Source organism: Phytobacter sp. V91 (assembly GCF_965644225.1).
GTDB lineage: Bacteria > Pseudomonadota > Gammaproteobacteria > Enterobacterales > Enterobacteriaceae > CBFFRJ01.
On record NZ_CBFFRJ010000004.1, the window covers coordinates 61,717 to 77,856 of the forward strand.

Annotated in this window: 13 protein-coding genes, 1 pseudogene and 1 other annotated feature; of the genes and pseudogenes, 3 read left to right on the forward strand and 11 right to left on the reverse strand. The window is 54.2% G+C overall.

The window, feature by feature from the left end; genetic code table 11:
• The first annotated feature begins 26 nt into the window (after nt 1–26).
• Nucleotides 27–1,703, forward strand: coding sequence for a YbaL family putative K(+) efflux transporter (gene ybaL / locus ACSZO4_RS01630; protein WP_437887087.1), 1,677 nt, complete (start codon nt 27–29; stop codon nt 1,701–1,703).
• A gap of 91 nt (nt 1,704–1,794) precedes the next feature.
• On the opposite strand, the gene ACSZO4_RS01635 is transcribed toward ybaL, so the two are convergent.
• The 9 genes from ACSZO4_RS01635 to ACSZO4_RS01675 all read right to left on the reverse strand — a co-directional run bounded on the left by ACSZO4_RS01635 (nt 1,795) and on the right by ACSZO4_RS01675 (nt 11,307).
• Entirely contained in the window at nt 1,795–3,099 is a 1,305-nt protein-coding gene (locus ACSZO4_RS01635) for an inosine/guanosine kinase (protein WP_437887088.1), read from the reverse strand.
• Between the two features lie 63 nt (nt 3,100–3,162).
• On the reverse strand, nt 3,163–4,125 hold the full coding sequence (gene hemH / locus ACSZO4_RS01640; protein WP_437887089.1) for a ferrochelatase: 963 nt from the start codon (nt 4,123–4,125) through the stop codon (nt 3,163–3,165).
• Nucleotides 4,126–4,237: 112 nt separating this feature from the next.
• On the reverse strand, nt 4,238–4,882 hold the full coding sequence (gene adk, locus ACSZO4_RS01645) for an adenylate kinase (protein WP_437887090.1): 645 nt from the start codon (nt 4,880–4,882) through the stop codon (nt 4,238–4,240).
• Between the two features lie 235 nt (nt 4,883–5,117).
• Nucleotides 5,118–6,992 (reverse strand): molecular chaperone HtpG, encoded by a 1,875-nt coding sequence (htpG, locus tag ACSZO4_RS01650; RefSeq protein ID WP_437887091.1) that lies wholly within the window; start codon nt 6,990–6,992, stop codon nt 5,118–5,120.
• Nucleotides 6,993–7,100: 108 nt separating this feature from the next.
• Nucleotides 7,101–7,706: a recombination mediator RecR gene (gene recR, locus ACSZO4_RS01655; RefSeq protein WP_437887092.1), complete on the reverse strand. Its 606-nt coding sequence runs from the start codon at nt 7,704–7,706 to the stop codon at nt 7,101–7,103.
• Nucleotides 7,706–8,038, reverse strand: coding sequence for a YbaB/EbfC family nucleoid-associated protein (locus ACSZO4_RS01660; RefSeq protein ID WP_437887093.1), 333 nt, complete (start codon nt 8,036–8,038; stop codon nt 7,706–7,708). Before ACSZO4_RS01660 ends, recR begins: the two co-directional genes overlap by 1 nt.
• Nucleotides 8,039–8,092: 54 nt before the next feature.
• Nucleotides 8,093–10,024 carry a DNA polymerase III subunit gamma/tau gene (gene dnaX / locus ACSZO4_RS01665; RefSeq protein WP_437887094.1) on the reverse strand — a complete coding sequence of 644 codons (1,932 nt, stop codon included), beginning with the start codon at nt 10,022–10,024 and terminating at the stop codon, nt 8,093–8,095.
• Nucleotides 8,693–8,757, reverse strand: a sequence feature (DnaX frameshifting element). It overlaps the preceding gene by 65 nt.
• A gap of 204 nt (nt 10,025–10,228) precedes the next feature.
• On the reverse strand, nt 10,229–10,780 hold the full coding sequence (gene apt, locus ACSZO4_RS01670) for an adenine phosphoribosyltransferase (protein ID WP_437887095.1): 552 nt from the start codon (nt 10,778–10,780) through the stop codon (nt 10,229–10,231).
• Between the two features lie 149 nt (nt 10,781–10,929).
• A complete protein-coding gene (locus tag ACSZO4_RS01675; RefSeq protein WP_437887096.1) occupies nt 10,930–11,307 on the reverse strand; it encodes a DUF454 family protein in 378 nt (125 codons plus the stop codon).
• 68 nt (nt 11,308–11,375) lie between these two features.
• On the opposite strand from ACSZO4_RS01675, the gene priC reads away from it, so the two are divergent.
• Nucleotides 11,376–11,903 carry a primosomal replication protein PriC gene (gene priC / locus ACSZO4_RS01680; RefSeq protein WP_437887097.1) on the forward strand — a complete coding sequence of 176 codons (528 nt, stop codon included), beginning with the start codon at nt 11,376–11,378 and terminating at the stop codon, nt 11,901–11,903.
• A 13-nt stretch (nt 11,904–11,916) separates the two neighbouring features.
• Nucleotides 11,917–12,078 carry a pleiotropic regulatory protein RsmS gene (rsmS, locus tag ACSZO4_RS01685; RefSeq protein ID WP_437887098.1) on the forward strand — a complete coding sequence of 54 codons (162 nt, stop codon included), beginning with the start codon at nt 11,917–11,919 and terminating at the stop codon, nt 12,076–12,078.
• Nucleotides 12,079–12,105: 27 nt separating this feature from the next.
• Here the strand turns inward: rsmS and mscK are convergent, their stop codons facing one another.
• Both mscK and ACSZO4_RS01695 read right to left on the reverse strand, forming a co-directional pair.
• The gene (gene mscK, locus ACSZO4_RS01690; protein ID WP_437887103.1) at nt 12,106–15,459 is read right to left on the reverse strand and encodes a mechanosensitive channel MscK; all 3,354 of its coding nucleotides are present in this window, start codon (nt 15,457–15,459) and stop codon (nt 12,106–12,108) included.
• 125 nt (nt 15,460–15,584) lie between these two features.
• Nucleotides 15,585–16,067, reverse strand: a pseudogene (locus ACSZO4_RS01695) (multidrug efflux transporter transcriptional repressor AcrR); the annotation flags it as partial.
• Nucleotides 16,068–16,140: the final 73 nt, after the last annotated feature.

A 16,140-nucleotide genomic window follows, 5' to 3' on the forward strand; every position in this document is an offset into this window, starting at 1 on the left:
TCCACGCATCAACGAAAGGAGACGGAATGCATCACGCCACACCGCTAATCACCACCATTGTGGGCGGGCTTGTTCTCGCTTTTATCCTCGGTATGCTTGCTAACAAATTACGTATTTCACCTCTGGTGGGTTATCTGCTCGCAGGCGTTCTGGCCGGGCCATTTACGCCAGGGTTTGTGGCGGATACCAAGCTCGCACCTGAGCTTGCGGAACTGGGCGTGATTTTATTGATGTTTGGCGTGGGTCTTCATTTTTCGTTAAAGGATTTGATGGCGGTAAAGTCCATCGCCATCCCCGGAGCGATAGCGCAAATTGCCGTCGCAACGCTTCTGGGAATGGCGCTCTCCGCAACGCTTGGCTGGTCACTGATGACCGGCATCGTGTTTGGACTCTGTCTTTCAACCGCCAGTACCGTGGTGTTGCTGCGCGCGCTTGAGGAACGACAACTGATAGACAGTCAGCGCGGACAAATCGCCATCGGCTGGCTGATTGTTGAAGATTTGGTGATGGTACTGACGCTGGTCTTACTGCCCGCCATCGCTGGAATGGTCGAAAAAGGCAATGTCGGGCTGGCAACACTGGCCGTGGATATGGGCATTACCATCGGCAAAGTGGTCGCTTTCATCGCCATTATGATGGTGGTTGGCCGCCGCCTGGTGCCCTGGATCATGGCCCGCAGCGCCGCCACTGGCTCACGTGAACTCTTTACCCTGTCGGTTTTGGCGCTGGCCCTTGGTATCGCCTTTGGCGCGGTCGAACTGTTCGACGTCTCTTTTGCCCTCGGCGCATTCTTCGCCGGAATGGTGCTCAACGAATCGGAACTGAGCCACCGGGCTGCCCACGACACCCTGCCGCTACGCGATGCCTTTGCGGTACTGTTTTTCGTCTCCGTCGGCATGTTGTTCGACCCGCTGGTACTTATCGATCAGCCGCTGGCGGTGCTGGGTACGCTGGCAATTATCATTTTTGGTAAATCCGTGGCGGCGTTCTTCCTGGTGCGCATGTTTGGTCACTCGCCGCGTACGGCGCTGACTATCGCCGCCAGCCTCGCGCAAATTGGTGAATTCGCCTTTATCCTTGCCGGTCTGGGCATGGCATTAAATCTGCTGCCGCAGGCGGGGCAGAACCTGGTGCTGGCCGGGGCCATCCTCTCCATTATGCTCAACCCGATCCTGTTCGCGTTGCTGGAAAAATACCTCGATAAAACCGAAACCCTCGAAGAGCAAACGCTGGAAGAGGCGATCGAAGAAGAGAAACAGATCCCGGTGGATATCTGTAACCATGCTCTGCTGGTGGGCTTTGGCCGCGTTGGTAGCCTGCTGGGTGAGAAGTTAATGGCGCTGGGTATTCCGCTGGTGGTGATTGAAACCTCGCGCACCCGCGTGGATGAGTTACGTGAACGCGGCATCCGGGCGGTGTTGGGCAATGCGGCAAACGAAGAGATTATGAATCTGGCGCACCTTGATTGCGCCCGCTGGTTATTACTGACGATCCCTAACGGCTATGAAGCCGGTGAGATTGTCACTACCGCGCGCGAGAAATGCCCGAATATCGAGATAATCGCCCGTGCCCATTATGATGACGAAGTGGAATACATTATGGAGCGCGGCGCGGATCAGGTGGTGATGGGTGAGCGTGAAATTGCCAATACCATGCTGACGTTGCTTGAGAATCCGCCTCTTGAAGAGGCAATGACGGGGTAAGATCTTGCGGTCTGATGCCCTCACCCCGCCCCTCTCCCACGGGAGAGGGAGCAAACACTAAAAACGGCAACCAGAGGTTACCGTTTCGCTTTTACCTGTCCCAGTAGGACTCTTCCAGACTGTCTTCACGCTCCGGCAGACCGCGCGATAAACGCGGGGCGTGTTGATTCAACACCTGGTAGCTAACACGGTTGGCGTATTTACACACCTGAGCCAGTGACGAATAAGTCAGCCAGGTAAAAGCATGCTTACTGGAGTTCGGCACATTGAGACGATGGTAATTATTGGCGGTGATGTCATGTAACAAGGCCGCCAGAGCGCCATCTCCCGCTCCGTTGGTATTCATGATTTTTTCCGGGCCGCCCATATAAGGCGCAATGTGCGAGAAGATACGCAGCGGGTTAATACAGTCTTTATGACGCATCGCCCGGCTAAATTCATACTGATTAAATTCGGCAATCGCGCCAGGCAACAGCGGGTGCTGAGTTTTACGCTTCGCTTCGTCTTCGGTGAACCCGGCCATATACAGGCCAATCGGCCCTGCGGTGCACAGCACCAGGTCAACCCAGTCCAGCGCCTTATCGGAGGCCACCAGCGGATCGGTCTCTCCGGTCAGGGCATGGGCTTCTTCTTCGTTCATCGCCAGAATCGACACATGTTCTTTCAGGAAATCACGCCACCACTGCGGATTGTCGGCAATAACGTATTTGGTCCCCAGGGTCAGCACCACGGGCACATTGTGTTTTTTTGCCCAGGTAATGGCCTGCATGGTGGACTCTGGCATAGGTTCACCGGGCTTGCAGCGTACCAGGTACGAGGTCAGAACCAGCGCAGAAGCCCCGGCAATCACTGATTCCGGAATGCTGTCGGCACGCAGTTGGTTCATATGACCCGGGCTTATGGCAAAAGTACGTTCGCCGGAGTCGCTGATAAGCGTAAAGCAGCGCCCAATGGCGCCATCAACACCCTGTAAATAGTTGAGATCGGTACGGCTGGAGGTGTTGCACAGGTAGCGGTAGGCGTAGCTGCCGATCTCGATGTTATTACACATAACCCCCAGCAGAACCGAACGGTCGTCGGCCAGCACCGAGTAGTTGTGCATGGTATTGCCGATAGTGCCACCGGCAAACTGATGCGTAATAAGATTGTCGCGCACCAGCTCCTGATACAGCGCTTCGGCAACGTCATCGGCGATCACCAGCGAGTGACCGGCACTTAATCCATAACGCGCAATAAAGGCATCATCCACTTTTGCCTCAATGTCCACCAGCGTCTGGTCAATACCCACAACCCAGGTGGCATTGGCCTCATTTTCAGGCTGGATTTGCTGCAACAGCGGATCGCGGGCATTAACGGGGAAATAGTGTTTGGATTTGCGCTTACCGGGAAATTTCATGGTCGTCGTTACGGGATAAGAAGTGGGCCGGGAATGGTAGCATATTCCCGCCCCGGCAGGCGATTAGCGATATTTATCCGTCAGGCTGACCATCATCTCAATATGGTCAGGGGAGTCATTAAGCGCTGAAATATATTCATATTTCTCGCCCCCAGCCTCGAGGAAAAACTCCCGATTCTGCACCGCGATCTCTTCCAGTGTCTCAAGGCAATCGGCGGCAAAGCCCGGGCACATAACCTGAATATGTTTCACCCCCTTCTCACCGAGCATTTTCATGGTTTCATCGGTATAGGGCGTCAGCCAGGGTTCGCGGCCAAAGCGCGACTGGAAGGTCATCATCACTTTATCTGGCGGTAATCCGAGGGCGGAAACCAGCTCACGGGTGGTGTCACGGCAGCGCTGGGGGTAATCATCCCCTTCGTCGGCGTAACGCTGGGGAATACCGTGATAAGAGAGCAGCAGCACGTCCGGTTCCCCATGGCGCGCGAAAGAAGCGCGCACGCTGTTTGCCAGTGCGGTGATATAGGCCTGCTCGTCGGCATAATCGCGAATAAACGAGATGCCCGGAATATGGCGCTTCTTCGCCAGGATCCGTGCCAGTTCATCCCATACGGCCGCAACCGTCGAGCAGGAATACTGCGGGTACAGCGGCAATACGACGATATGCTCAACGTCCTGCGCCAGTAGCTCATCAACGGCGCTCTCCAGCGATGGCGAACCGTAGCTCATCCCCAGTGCGACAGGCACGTCACCAAGGCGGGCGGCCAGCGCCTGCTGCTGCCGACGGCTAAAGACCATTAACGGCGAGCCCTCTTCCATCCACACGGACTGATAGAGTTTGGCCACTCGAGGGGAACGGACAGGCAGGATCACACCGCGCAGTAGCGGCCACCACAACAAGCGGGAAGTATCAACGACGCGACGATCGCTCAGGAATTGCCGAAGATAACGTTTTACCGCATCAGCGGTGGGTGCTTCGGGGGTACCAAGATTGGCCAGCAGAATACCTGTTTTCGCCTGACTCATTCGCGCCTCTTAACCATTGAACTGGTTAATGATTGTAACTGAAAAGCGCGGAAACGAAACCAATTGCAGCGATTGTTAAAGCATCCCCGGCGGGCGCCGGGGAGGGTCAGACTTAGCCGAGGATTTTTTCCAGCTCGGTGCGCACTTCGCTCACGGCTTTGGTGCCGTCAACTTTGGCGTATTGGGTGTTACCTGACTTCGCTTCGTTCTGGTAGTAACCAATCAGCGGCGCGGTCATCTGATGGTATTCCACCAGACGTTTACGTACGGTCTCTTCCTGGTCGTCTTTACGGGTGCTCAGCTCTTCGCCGGTCACGTCGTCTTTACCTTCAACTTTCGGCGGATTGAATTTGATGTGGTATACGCGGCCGGAAGCGGCGTGTACGCGACGACCAATGATACGATCAACGATCAGTTCATCCGGTACGTCGAATTCAAGAACGTAATCAACATTGATGCCCGCTTCTTTCATGGCATCAGCCTGCGGAATGGTACGCGGGAAGCCATCAAGCAGGAAGCCATTGCGGCAATCTTCCTGAGTAATACGCTCTTTAACCAGAGCGATAACCAGCTCATCCGTAACCAGTTTACCGGCATCCATGATGTCTTTTGCTTGTTTGCCCAGTTCGCTACCGGATTTAACAGCAGCACGGAGCATGTCGCCCGTGGAGATTTGCGGAATACCGTATTTCTCCATAATGAACTGTGCCTGAGTTCCTTTACCCGCGCCCGGAGCGCCAAGCAGAATAATACGCATTGCGGAAATCCCCTCAAATGTCGATTCAATTTTTCAAAAAGCGCTAAACGATACCACCAGTTTGAGTATGGCTCAAGGAAGGCGAGACGGCTGAAGCGGTTAACGGGGGAGATTATTTGGGTTGGCGCGGTCTGGTGCCCTCACCCTAACCCTCTTCCACGGGAAGAGGGAACTATTTCACCCTCTCCCACAGGGAGAGGGTGAAAACCAGCACAGGATGAGGGTTCGGTAAGGATTAAGACAACAGCAACTGGTTCATACGGCGAATGAACTGGTTCGGATCTTCCAGCGTACCGCGTTCCGCGAACAGCGCCTGATCCATCAACAGTTCCACCCACTCGGCAAACCGGGTTTCATCTTCGGTATCGGCGGTGCGCTTCACCAACGGGTGATCCGGATTCAGCTCAAAGATGTATTTCACTTCCGGAACGCTCTGGCCCGCAGCGGCAAACAGTTTCGCCATCTGGGTGCTCATTTCGTCATTGTCAGTAGTGACAATCGCTGGCGTGTCGGTCAGACGGTGGGTCAGACGCACCTCTTTCACTCGCTCGCCAAGCAGGGTTTTCACACGCTCAACAAAAGGCTCAAGGGCTTTTTCCGCTTCTTTAACGCTGTCATCCACTTCGTCAGCCAGTTTATCCAGCGACTCGTCCGCTTTAGAGACAGACTGGAAGGACTTGCCGTCAAATTCGGTCAGGTAGCTCATCATCCATTCGTCAATACGATCGGAGAGCAGCAGCACCTCAATACCTTTTTTACGCAGCAGCTCCAGGTGCGGGCTGCTCTTCGCCGCAGCATAGCTGTCAGCAGTAATAAAGTAGATTTTTTCCTGACCTTCCTTCATGCGCGAGATGTACTCATCCAGCGACACGGTTTGCTCAGAAGAGTCGTTGTGCGTGGAAGCGAAGCGCAGCAATTTGGCGACAGCCTGCTGGTTGGCGTTGTCTTCCGCCGGACCTTCTTTCAGCGCCAGGCCGAACTGTTTCCAGAAGCCCTGATATTTTTCCGCATCGTCTTTTGCCAGTTTATCCAGCATTTGCAGTGCGCGTTTGGTCAACGCAGTGCGCAGATTACGGGTGACGGTGCTGTCCTGCAAAATCTCGCGGGAGACGTTCAATGGCAGATCGTTAGAATCTATCAGGCCACGGACGAAACGCAGGTAGTTCGGCATGAACTGCTCGGCTTCATCCATAATAAACACGCGCTGCACATACAGTTTCAGCCCATGCTTGTGGTCACGGTTCCACATATCCCACGGCGCCTGAGACGGGATAAACAGCAGGCTGGTGTACTCCTGCTTGCCTTCCACGCGGTTGTGGCTCCAGGCCAGCGGGTCGGTAAAGTCGTGAGCAATGTGCTTGTAAAACTCGTTATATTCTTCGTCTTTGATTTCAGACTTGCTACGGGTCCACAGCGCCTGAGCTTTGTTGATTTTCTCCCAGGAGACCACGGTCTCGCCGTCGACTTCTTCCTGTTTTTCAATTTCCACCGGCAGTGCGATGTGGTCAGAATATTTGCTGATAACCGAACGCACGCGCCAGTCGTCGAGGAAATCATCTTCGCCTTCACGCAGGTGCAGCGTAATTTCGGTGCCGCGATCGTCTTTGGTGATGTCGGCCACGGTGTACTCACCTTCGCCCTGGGATTCCCAGAACACGCCGTTTTCTGCGCTCTCGCCAGCCGCGCGGGTGCGAACAGAGACTTTATCCGCCACGATAAACGCGGAGTAGAAACCGACGCCAAACTGGCCGATTAACTGGCTGTCTTTCGCCTGATCGGAGCCCATGGATTCGAGGAAAGATTTGGTACCGGACTTAGCGATAGTACCGAGGTTTTCGATCACTTCATCGCGACTCATACCAATGCCGTTGTCGGCAATAGTCAGCGTGCGGTTCTCTTTGTTAAAAGAGACGCGGACGCACAGTTCGCCGTCACCTTCATACAGATCCGCTTTGGACAACGCGCGAAAACGCAGTTTGTCCGCGGCATCAGATGCGTTGGAGATAAGCTCGCGCAGGAAGATTTCTTTATTGGAATACAGGGAATGGATCATCAGGTGCAGAAGCTGTTTTACTTCTGACTGGAAACCGCGGGTTTCTTGTCCTTTCATCTAAGTCGACCTCAACAATGCCATGTAATGAGAAAAAAGCGTTGAAGACGAGATGGGGATATCAGAGGGATTTTTCAAGCGGAGACCGGAAAACCGGCCTCCGTTTGGTCAGAATTTAATCTTGTGACGACCGGCCAGAGAGTGGGACAGCGTGGTGCCGTCCACCATTTCCAGCTCGCCGCCGACGGGGACGCCATGGGCGATACGGCTGGCCTCCACCCCATATTGCGCGCAAAGCTCAGCAATATAGTTGGCAGTGGCTTCCCCTTCTACCGTTGGATTGGTGGCAAGGATAACCTCAGTGAGCGTTTCTGTTTCCAGTCGCTGCTCGAGCCTGTCCAGGCCAATATCTTCCGGACCAATGCCGTCGAGTGGCGACAGGTGCCCCATCAACACAAAATAGCGACCGGAAAACTGCCCGGTTTGCTCAATGGCATAGATGTCAGCCGGACTCTCCACAATGCAGATTTGACCATTCTCCTGCCGACGGGGGTTGCTGCAAATATTGCAGACCTCCTGCTCGGTGAAAGTACGGCAATCGACACAATGACCAATTTCCGACATGGCGCGGGTCAATGCCTGCGCCAGGCGCATTCCGCCGCTACGATCGCGCTGCAATAGCGTAAACGCCATGCGCTGCGCTGACTTCGGGCCAACGCCCGGCAGGCAGCGCAGCGCTTCCATAAGCTGCGTTAACAGCGGACTGGTTTGCATCAGAACGGCATCTTAAAGCCTGGCGGCAGCTGCATGCCTGAAGAGACAGAAGCCATTTTCTCTTTCTGGGTTTCGTCAATACGACGGGCTGCATCGTTGAATGCGGCAGCGACCAGATCTTCGAGCATATCTTTGTCGTCTTCCAGCAGGCTTGGGTCGATCTCAACGCGACGGCAGTTGTGCGCGCCGTTGATGGTGACTTTCACCAGGCCCGCACCGGATTCACCGGTCACTTCCAGCTTCGCGATCTCTTCCTGCATCTGCTGCATTTTTTCTTGCATCTGCTGGGCCTGTTTCATCAGATTGCCCAGACCGCCTTTTCCACCAAACATAGGCTTTTCTCTCAGTAAGTCATAGTTAAGGATGACCACAAGCCAGGCTTGCAATCAAAGGGGACGAATACTCTCTTCATCCAGATCTGCATCGAAGAAGCGGCGCAGGGTCTGGATATTGTTATCCGCGATAATCGCCTCGCGCGCCTGCGCGAGTTTTTCTTCATAAATAACCTGTCGCCACTCCAGCGGCGTACGCACTGCCGGATTATCATCTTCAATGATAGTCAATTCAACCGCCATCCCCAGCAAGCCAGCGAGCGCATCGGCCAGAACCTTATGCGCGGATGATGAATTCAGATGACGCTGAGCGGAACGTAAATGTAAGGTAATACGGTTCTCGCTCTGCTCTTTCCAGGCATTAAGGGCCACCTGCTCAACCAGCTTCGGCAGGCTGAGTTTGCTGACTTGTGCCGCCCAGCTATCGCGCTCAAGCGACTCTTCCGCCAGCTTTTTCGCAAGCTCTGGCGTCTTTTCATGCTCAAGCGCTTTTTTCAGCGCTTTTGGGGTGGCGACCGCTTCTTTGGCCTCGCTGACCGGCATCGTCGATTTCCAGCGATAAGCCTCTTTTTTGACCGGTGTTTCCGCAGGTGTCGCCGCCGGACGGGACTGAACCCGCTCAGTCACCGACGCCAGTCTTTCCAGGGCACTATTATTCACCGGCCGCACGCGGGTCGCGGCTGCCGGTTCACTCTTTTTTGCTTTGTCTGCTCCCTGAGCGCGCTGCAACTGACGGCGGGCAGCCAGCACCTGGTTGGTTGCTTCAGGCAGTGCCGCATCAGACGAAGATGGAACGGGCGCCTGCTCAGGCGGTGGGGCAATCTGAGCTGAAGTTAAAACCGCCGCTGGCGCAACCGGTGCAAAAGCAGGTTGTGGCGCATCCGGTACGCTCAGGGGCTCGCGCGGATGAAACGCCAGCGCGCGCAAGAGGGTCATTTCCATCCCCATGCGCCTGTCCGGGGCAAACGGCAGCTCTTTGCGGCCAATCAGCAGCGTCTGATAATAAAGCTGTACGTCCGTTGGCGGGATAATCCGCGCCAGCTCCCGCATCCGTCGTTCAATGGCCGCCATATCGCTGCCCAGCGCAGCCGGGGTCAGTTGCACCATCGCGATACGGTGCATCAACGTTTGCATTTCCACCAGCAACGCGTCCCATTCGACTCCCCGGGAAGCCGCGTCATTCAAAAGCGTCATGGTCCGCTCACCGTCGGCGGCGACCACAGCTTCAATCAGCGCCAGCGCCTGATCGTCACTGAGGGTGCCGAGCATGGTGCTCACCACCTGAGCCGTCAGGTTGCCGTCGCCGCTGGCAATAGCCTGGTCGGTCAGACTGAGCGCATCGCGCAGGCTACCATCCGCAGCCCTGGCGATAAGCTGAAGCGCACGCGGCTCGCTGGGGATCTTTTCTTCTTCAAGAATGTGCTCAAGCTGGGCCCGAATCTGATCGACGTCGAGCGCCTTAAGATGAAATTGCAGGCAGCGCGAGAGGATCGTCACCGGTAGCTTTTGCGGATCGGTGGTCGCCAGCAGAAACTTAACGTGCGCGGGCGGCTCTTCAAGGGTTTTTAACAGCGCGTTGAAGCTGTGACGCGAGAGCATATGCACTTCGTCAATCAGATACACTTTAAAGCGGCCACGCGCCGGGGCATATTGCACGTTATCCAGCAGGTCGCGGGTATCTTCAACTTTCGTCCGGGAAGCAGCATCGATCTCAATCAGATCAACAAAACGCCCCTGTTCGATTTCACGACAGCTGTCGCACACGCCGCACGGCGTCGCAGTAACGCCGGTTTCGCAGTTCAGTCCTTTCGCCAGCAGTCGGGCAATGGACGTTTTACCGACACCACGGGTCCCCGAAAACAGGTAAGCATGATGAATGCGTCCGGAGGATAAGCCATTCGCCAGTGCGGTGAGCACATGCTCCTGGCCGACAACGCTCGCGAAAGTTTGGGGTCGCCATTTACGGGCTAAGACCTGATAACTCATTGGCTGGCTCTGAAACGCTGAAAGGTGAGTTTATTGAGGGGAATGCTATCACAACCTCAGAAATTCAGCGAGGTCGTGTCTTGCGCTAATACGTCAGACGCTACCAAAGTAGCCAGTTTAGCAGCGGACAGTGCATCGTCACCAGGCTGTACGATTAAGTACAGGTGGATGGCAAGCACTGCCCGGAATCAAAAGGTCTGATTCTTAGTGGCCCGGGAACGGAACCAGGCTGTAGCAGGTGATACCTTGTTTTTCCAGACGTTGCTCACCGCCCAGATCGAACAGGTTAATGATAAATGCCGCATCGGTCACTTCACCGCCCAGACGACGGATCAGCTTCACCGTTGCTTCGATGGTGCCGCCGGTCGCCAGCAGATCGTCAACCACCAGCACTTTGTCTCCGGCCTGAATAGCATCGATATGGATCTCAAGCTGATCGGTGCCGTACTCCAGCTCATAGCTCTCTGCAATGGTTTCACGCGGCAGTTTACGCGGCTTGCGCACGGGCACAAAGCCCACGCCCAGACCCAGCGCCACTGGCGCGCCAAACAGGAAGCCACGTGCTTCGGTGCCGACGACTTTAGTTACCCCGGCATCTTTGAAACGTTCAACCAGCAATTCAATGCTGAGAGCGTAGGCTTTCGGGTCTTCCAGCAAACTGGTGACATCACGGAACAGAATGCCCGGCTTTGGGTAATCCTGAATGCTTTTGATGCTGTTTTTGAGAAATTCAAGCTGCTGCGCAGTCGCTGTCATGGATTTTTGCCTGATAAAAACGGTAATACTCACGGTACAGGTTACGTTTTACTGTAACCGACGGTTAACATTTAACCAGTCATACCTGTGCTCGAAAACGCCAGAATTTACTGGCTGAGCGCGACAATTGCAATATCCATTACTGCGCTTTACGGTTTTTGTTGCTTTGCATCAATCACTGGCAGCCGCCACATAAAAATAAGCAGACAGGTGAGAATAACCAGAAGCAGTATCCGCACCCACATTATCTTAACCATCCATAATGATACGGCGAAGGTCAGCAGAATAACGGCGATCGCCCGCGGCTTTGCTCCTGGCGGCATCGCCCGGTATTGTTGCCAGTGCCGCAAATACCCCCCAAACCAGGAGCGGTACAGCAGCCAGGCATGAAAACGGGGCGAAGAACGCGCAAAACACCACGCCGCCAGCAAAATAAACGGGGTGGTGGGCAACAAGGGTAAAACCACGCCAAGTGTTCCAAGCACTACCGCCAGCCAGCCAATGATGATTAAAATAGTCCGTTGCATAATGCGAATCGTTATCAGGATGAACCGTTAATGTAACATAGTCGCGGATTTTTACAGGGGAGTGAGCAGTGAAAAGCACATTGTTGCTACAGGCGCTGGAGCAAAAAGTCGCGGAGCTGGGCAAAGAGGTTGCTCCCTTGTCGCAACATGCCACGGTAAGCCCCCGCTTCGATCGCCATCTTTTTCGCAGCAACAGTACCCTGATGCGATCTTATCTCAGCGAGATCGAGGAGAATCTGCACGCATTGCATCACGCAGTAGAAGCGAAGCAGCTTCCTCAGGTAGCCTGGCTTGCAGACCAGCTTGGCGCGCAAATTACCGCCCTGATGCGTGAAACCGCCGTCTGGTCGCTGCGGAAGTGGGACGCCGCCACGCCGGGTCTGACAAAGTGGCAACAAAAGCGTTTGCAGCATCAGGCCTTCGAGCATCGACTGCTGGCGATGAAACGCCAGCGGGAAGAGAGAGTTACCCAGGTCACAACCTTTGCTGAACAGCAGCAATTACATAAAGAAATTATCGCCTTTGACGAGCGAATACGCCGCTGCCGAAAGGCTCTGGATAACATTGAGCGTGTACTGGCTAACATGACACGTTGAGACGAGGAAGATTATGTCACTGGAAAACGCCCCGGATGAGGTCAAACTGGCGGTCGATTTGATTATGCTGCTGGAGGAGCATCAGGTTGCGCCTGATACCGTACTGAAAGCACTGGAGATTGTGCGGCGAGTCTTTGAGAGCAAAATCGCCGGGCTTATCCCGCCCTCTCCCTGATCCGGGAGAGGGGGAAAATACTTACCGTTAATCTCTCAAAGGCGTCGGATCGTCACCTTTGATCTGACGTTTCACTTCCTGAAACTCGTCACCTTTCTCATTGCGCAGATGCACTTCAAGCTGGTTAAAGGCGATGTTGATATCGTTTTCACGACACAGCCGGTCAATGGTGCGGTTCAGCTCATCCACGGTATAGCTGCGGTCGCGCAGTTCGCGCACATACAGACGCAGCTCATGATCCAGGGTGCTCGGGCCAAAGGTGGTAAAGAAGACAGACGGCTCCGGATCGTGCATCACTTTTGGATGCTCCATTGCAGCCTGAAGCAGGATCTCTTTTACTTTGTCCAGATCTGAACCATAAGCAACCCCCAGGCGGATCACCACGCGGGTAATGGTATCGGACAGCGACCAGTTGATCAGACGCTCGGTGACAAAGGCCTTGTTCGGAATGATGACCTCTTTGCGGTCAAAATCGGTGATCGTGGTGGCACGAATACGGATCTTGCTTACCGATCCGGAGAAGGTTCCGATGGTGACGGTATCGCCGATACGCACCGGGCGTTCAAACAGAATAATCAGGCCAGAGACGAAGTTACCGAAGATTTCCTGTAAGCCAAAACCAAGACCAACAGAGAGCGCCGCTGCCAGCCATTGCAGCTTGTCCCATGAAACCCCAAGCGAGCCGAATACCATCATCGCCCCGGCGCCAATAATCACATAGTTGAGGATGGTGGTGATGGCGTAGGATGCGCCCTGACGCATATTAAGCCGGGAGAGCACCAGCACCTCCAGCAGGCCTGGCAGGTTACGAATCAACGCCCAGGCCACCATCGACGCAATCACGGCGAACAGCATGCTGCCCATGGTGACGCTTTTCACCACCGCCACGCCCGCTTCAGTGCCGTTGTAATGCCACAGCGTTACGCTGTCGAGATAGGCGAAGACGGTAATCAAATCAGACCAGATGGCCCAGAACAGCACGCCAAACAGCGACACCATAACCAGCATGGTGATACGCAATGTTTGCTGGTTAACCTGCTCAAGCGCAATAGTAGGCTCTTCCTGAGGTTCCGCCCCTTCCGCACCCTCTTTGACGATATTCTGTCGACGCGCCAGGGCACGGCGATAGGCGATACGCCGTGCGGCAACGCTCAGACCGCGTAAAACGGTCTGATACAGCAGATTCCACAGAATGACCAGATAGACGGTTTCAATCCAGCGCCCGGCCAGGCGTAGCGTGGTGTAGAAGTAGCCCGTTGCCGTCAGCACCATCAGAGCCACGGGAACCAGAACCAGCACGGAGATGGTCACCAGGCGAATGCTGTGCGACTCTTTATCACGCCAGCTTTCACGGAACATCGGCCATACCAGGCCGGTAATCAGCATCAGATTGAGCAGGATCACCGTCTGACCCAGCACATCGTCCATCAGATGCAGCGGGGAAAGCTCAGACACCACCGACCAAAAATGCAATGGCAGCAGTGCAAGGCTAATGCGGACAATCTGACGGCGCCAGTGGCTGGTCAGCTGCTCCGGCATATTGAAGTGGTTAACCGCTACGCCGTCTCTTTCCAGCACTTTCCAGCACAGACCGAATATCAGCCAGAACAGCGTCAGTTTTTTGCAGAATGCCCACAGCAGTTCGCTGGCATTAAGCTGCATGGTCAACAATATCTGGCCAATCGCAAGGATTATCAGGCACACCGGCAGCGCGCGGATAAGATCAATCAGAATCGCTTTCGGAGTATGTAGCTGGCTGTCGTTACGCAGTTGCCCGACCTGTAGCGCCAGTTTAGCCTGGTAGCTACGCAGCCAGCCAAGACGCCAGCGGATAAGACCGGCAATCAGCAGTAACGGCAAACCGGCGAGGAACGCGATGGCCACCGCAGGCCACGCCTTTTCCCAGTTGACGGTAAGTTTCATCTTGCCGATCTGGTCTTTCAGCGCTTCCGGGAAGGATTTAATCCAGTCCCAGTCCATCGGTTTATTACTGTTAACCCAGAAAATCTGCTGAGTCAGGATATCCTGCAGGCTTTTTGACACACTCATCAACTGCTGTTGATTGACCTGAAGGTTAATCGCCATCATCAGCTGGCTGCCCAGCTGCTTATTAAGTTGATCCAGCAGCTCGCGGCGCATATCCACAATCTGTAGCAACGCATCATGCACTTCATCGTTGACGTCGCTTTGATGCCCTTCTTCCAGTTTGGCAACAAAGGTATCGCTCTGGAATAACGCATCACGCTGCTGGTTTACCTCGAACTGCTCAAGACGCAAATCCGCAATACGATTGGTCATATCTTCCAGTTCATCAGCAGACGGCAAGGTTTGTTGCTGCTGATAAAGAATACGTGACAGTAGCAGACTGCCTTTCAGAACGGAGATCTGCTCTTTAATCGTCCGCTCGGATTGCAATGCACGATCGAGCCAGTTCTTCACTCTGATGTTCTGCTGCACCAGCGCGTTGCCATTTTGCGTGGAGGTGATCAGCTTCTGGCTAAGCTGGTGATTAATGTCCAGCTCCTGTTTCACCAATGGCACGGCCTGGATGCGGGCGGTTTCGTCGGGCGTCACCGCTTCCTGCGCGGTTTTTTCCGTCAGGGTTAACCGTTTGTTGTTCACCGCTTCCTGCAGCAGCTGCAATTGATGCTCAAGACGATTACTGTTGGCCGTGACAAAATCACGTTGTTTTTGCAGCGTATCCTGCAAGGTGGTATTGCCTTCCAGGCTCTTACGCTGCTGCTCTATTTGCGCATTCAGCAACGCCTGTTCAGCCAGTAGCAGCGTCTGCTGAGTCGGGCGTAACGCCCCTTCCCCGGCCGCCGTCCCGTTCAGACGGTTACGGATCTGCTGCAACTGCTGCGAGGCCGTATACATTGAGCTTTGCACACGCTCAGGCTGTGTTTGCAATGAGACTAACTGGCTGTTGTAATTGGATAAATCGTTCTGCGCGGTCTGGAGATCGTCCAGCATCTGAGACATGCGCGATTCCAGCTGGCGCAGCGATAAGGTCGCCAGGGTTTTACGCGTTTCGTCGTCGTTGTCTTTATCACTCAACCCATTAAGCGCGTCTGTCGCCTGGCGGAGTTTGTCGGGCGCCTGGGTGATTTTTTGCTTCAGCAGGGTAGTTTCCTGCTTCACCCGGTCAATCTTATCGAGAGTTTCCAGAGTCGCGGTCAGATCTTCGAGGACCAGCTTGTCCTGCGCGGTGTGATCTTTTTGCTTATTGAGCGCGTCGAGTTGACTCTGGACATCATTGCGGGAAGGTAAATCATTACCTGTCGTCGCCCCAACGGCATTACCCGTTATAAAGGCAAAGACAAAAAACAGCACCCCAGCGAAAGCTGAGAGCGTGCGGCGAGAACGAGTGAGATGCAGCATCATTTGCGTGATTAATCTGTGTACAGGAAAGAAGGCCGGAACTAGCCAACGCAGAAGGATAGCATGGCACGAATGTACAACCTAGTCGTGCGCGATAACGTGGTAAAATTTCACCATCGATAAGCTTAAACGGGTTGATTTTCCGCGCTATTATGAAGTGTCGGACAAAAGCTGCACATTTCGAGTAAAATTGCCACATAGCTTCTGGCTTCTGCTTTTAAATCAAAAGATTGAGGGGCAAACAGCCAGTTTTCCATAATACCGGAAATGTAGCCGCGCATCAGCACCGCCGTGCGTCGCGTCAACAAGGTTGCCGGCAATAATTTCGCCTCAATGCAATCTTTGAGCGTTTGCTCAATACGATCGTAACTTTCCAGGCATAAATTACACTGTGCCTGTTGCACAATAACCAGTTCACCGACAAATTCACATTTATGAAAAATGATTTCCATCATCAAGCGTCGGCGCTCTTCGACAACAGTTGCTTCAAGGATATAGACCAGAATTTCCCGCAAAACTGACAGTGGATCACCGGGGAATTTTGCCCGATACTCAGTTTCAAGATCGCTAATGCTGGATTCTGACCATTCCCAGATTTCACTGAATAATTAAGTCCGGTAAACCCCCGGCTTTGCCGGGGGACTCCGAAAGGTTTGACCTTTAAGTCAGTCGCGCGAATCT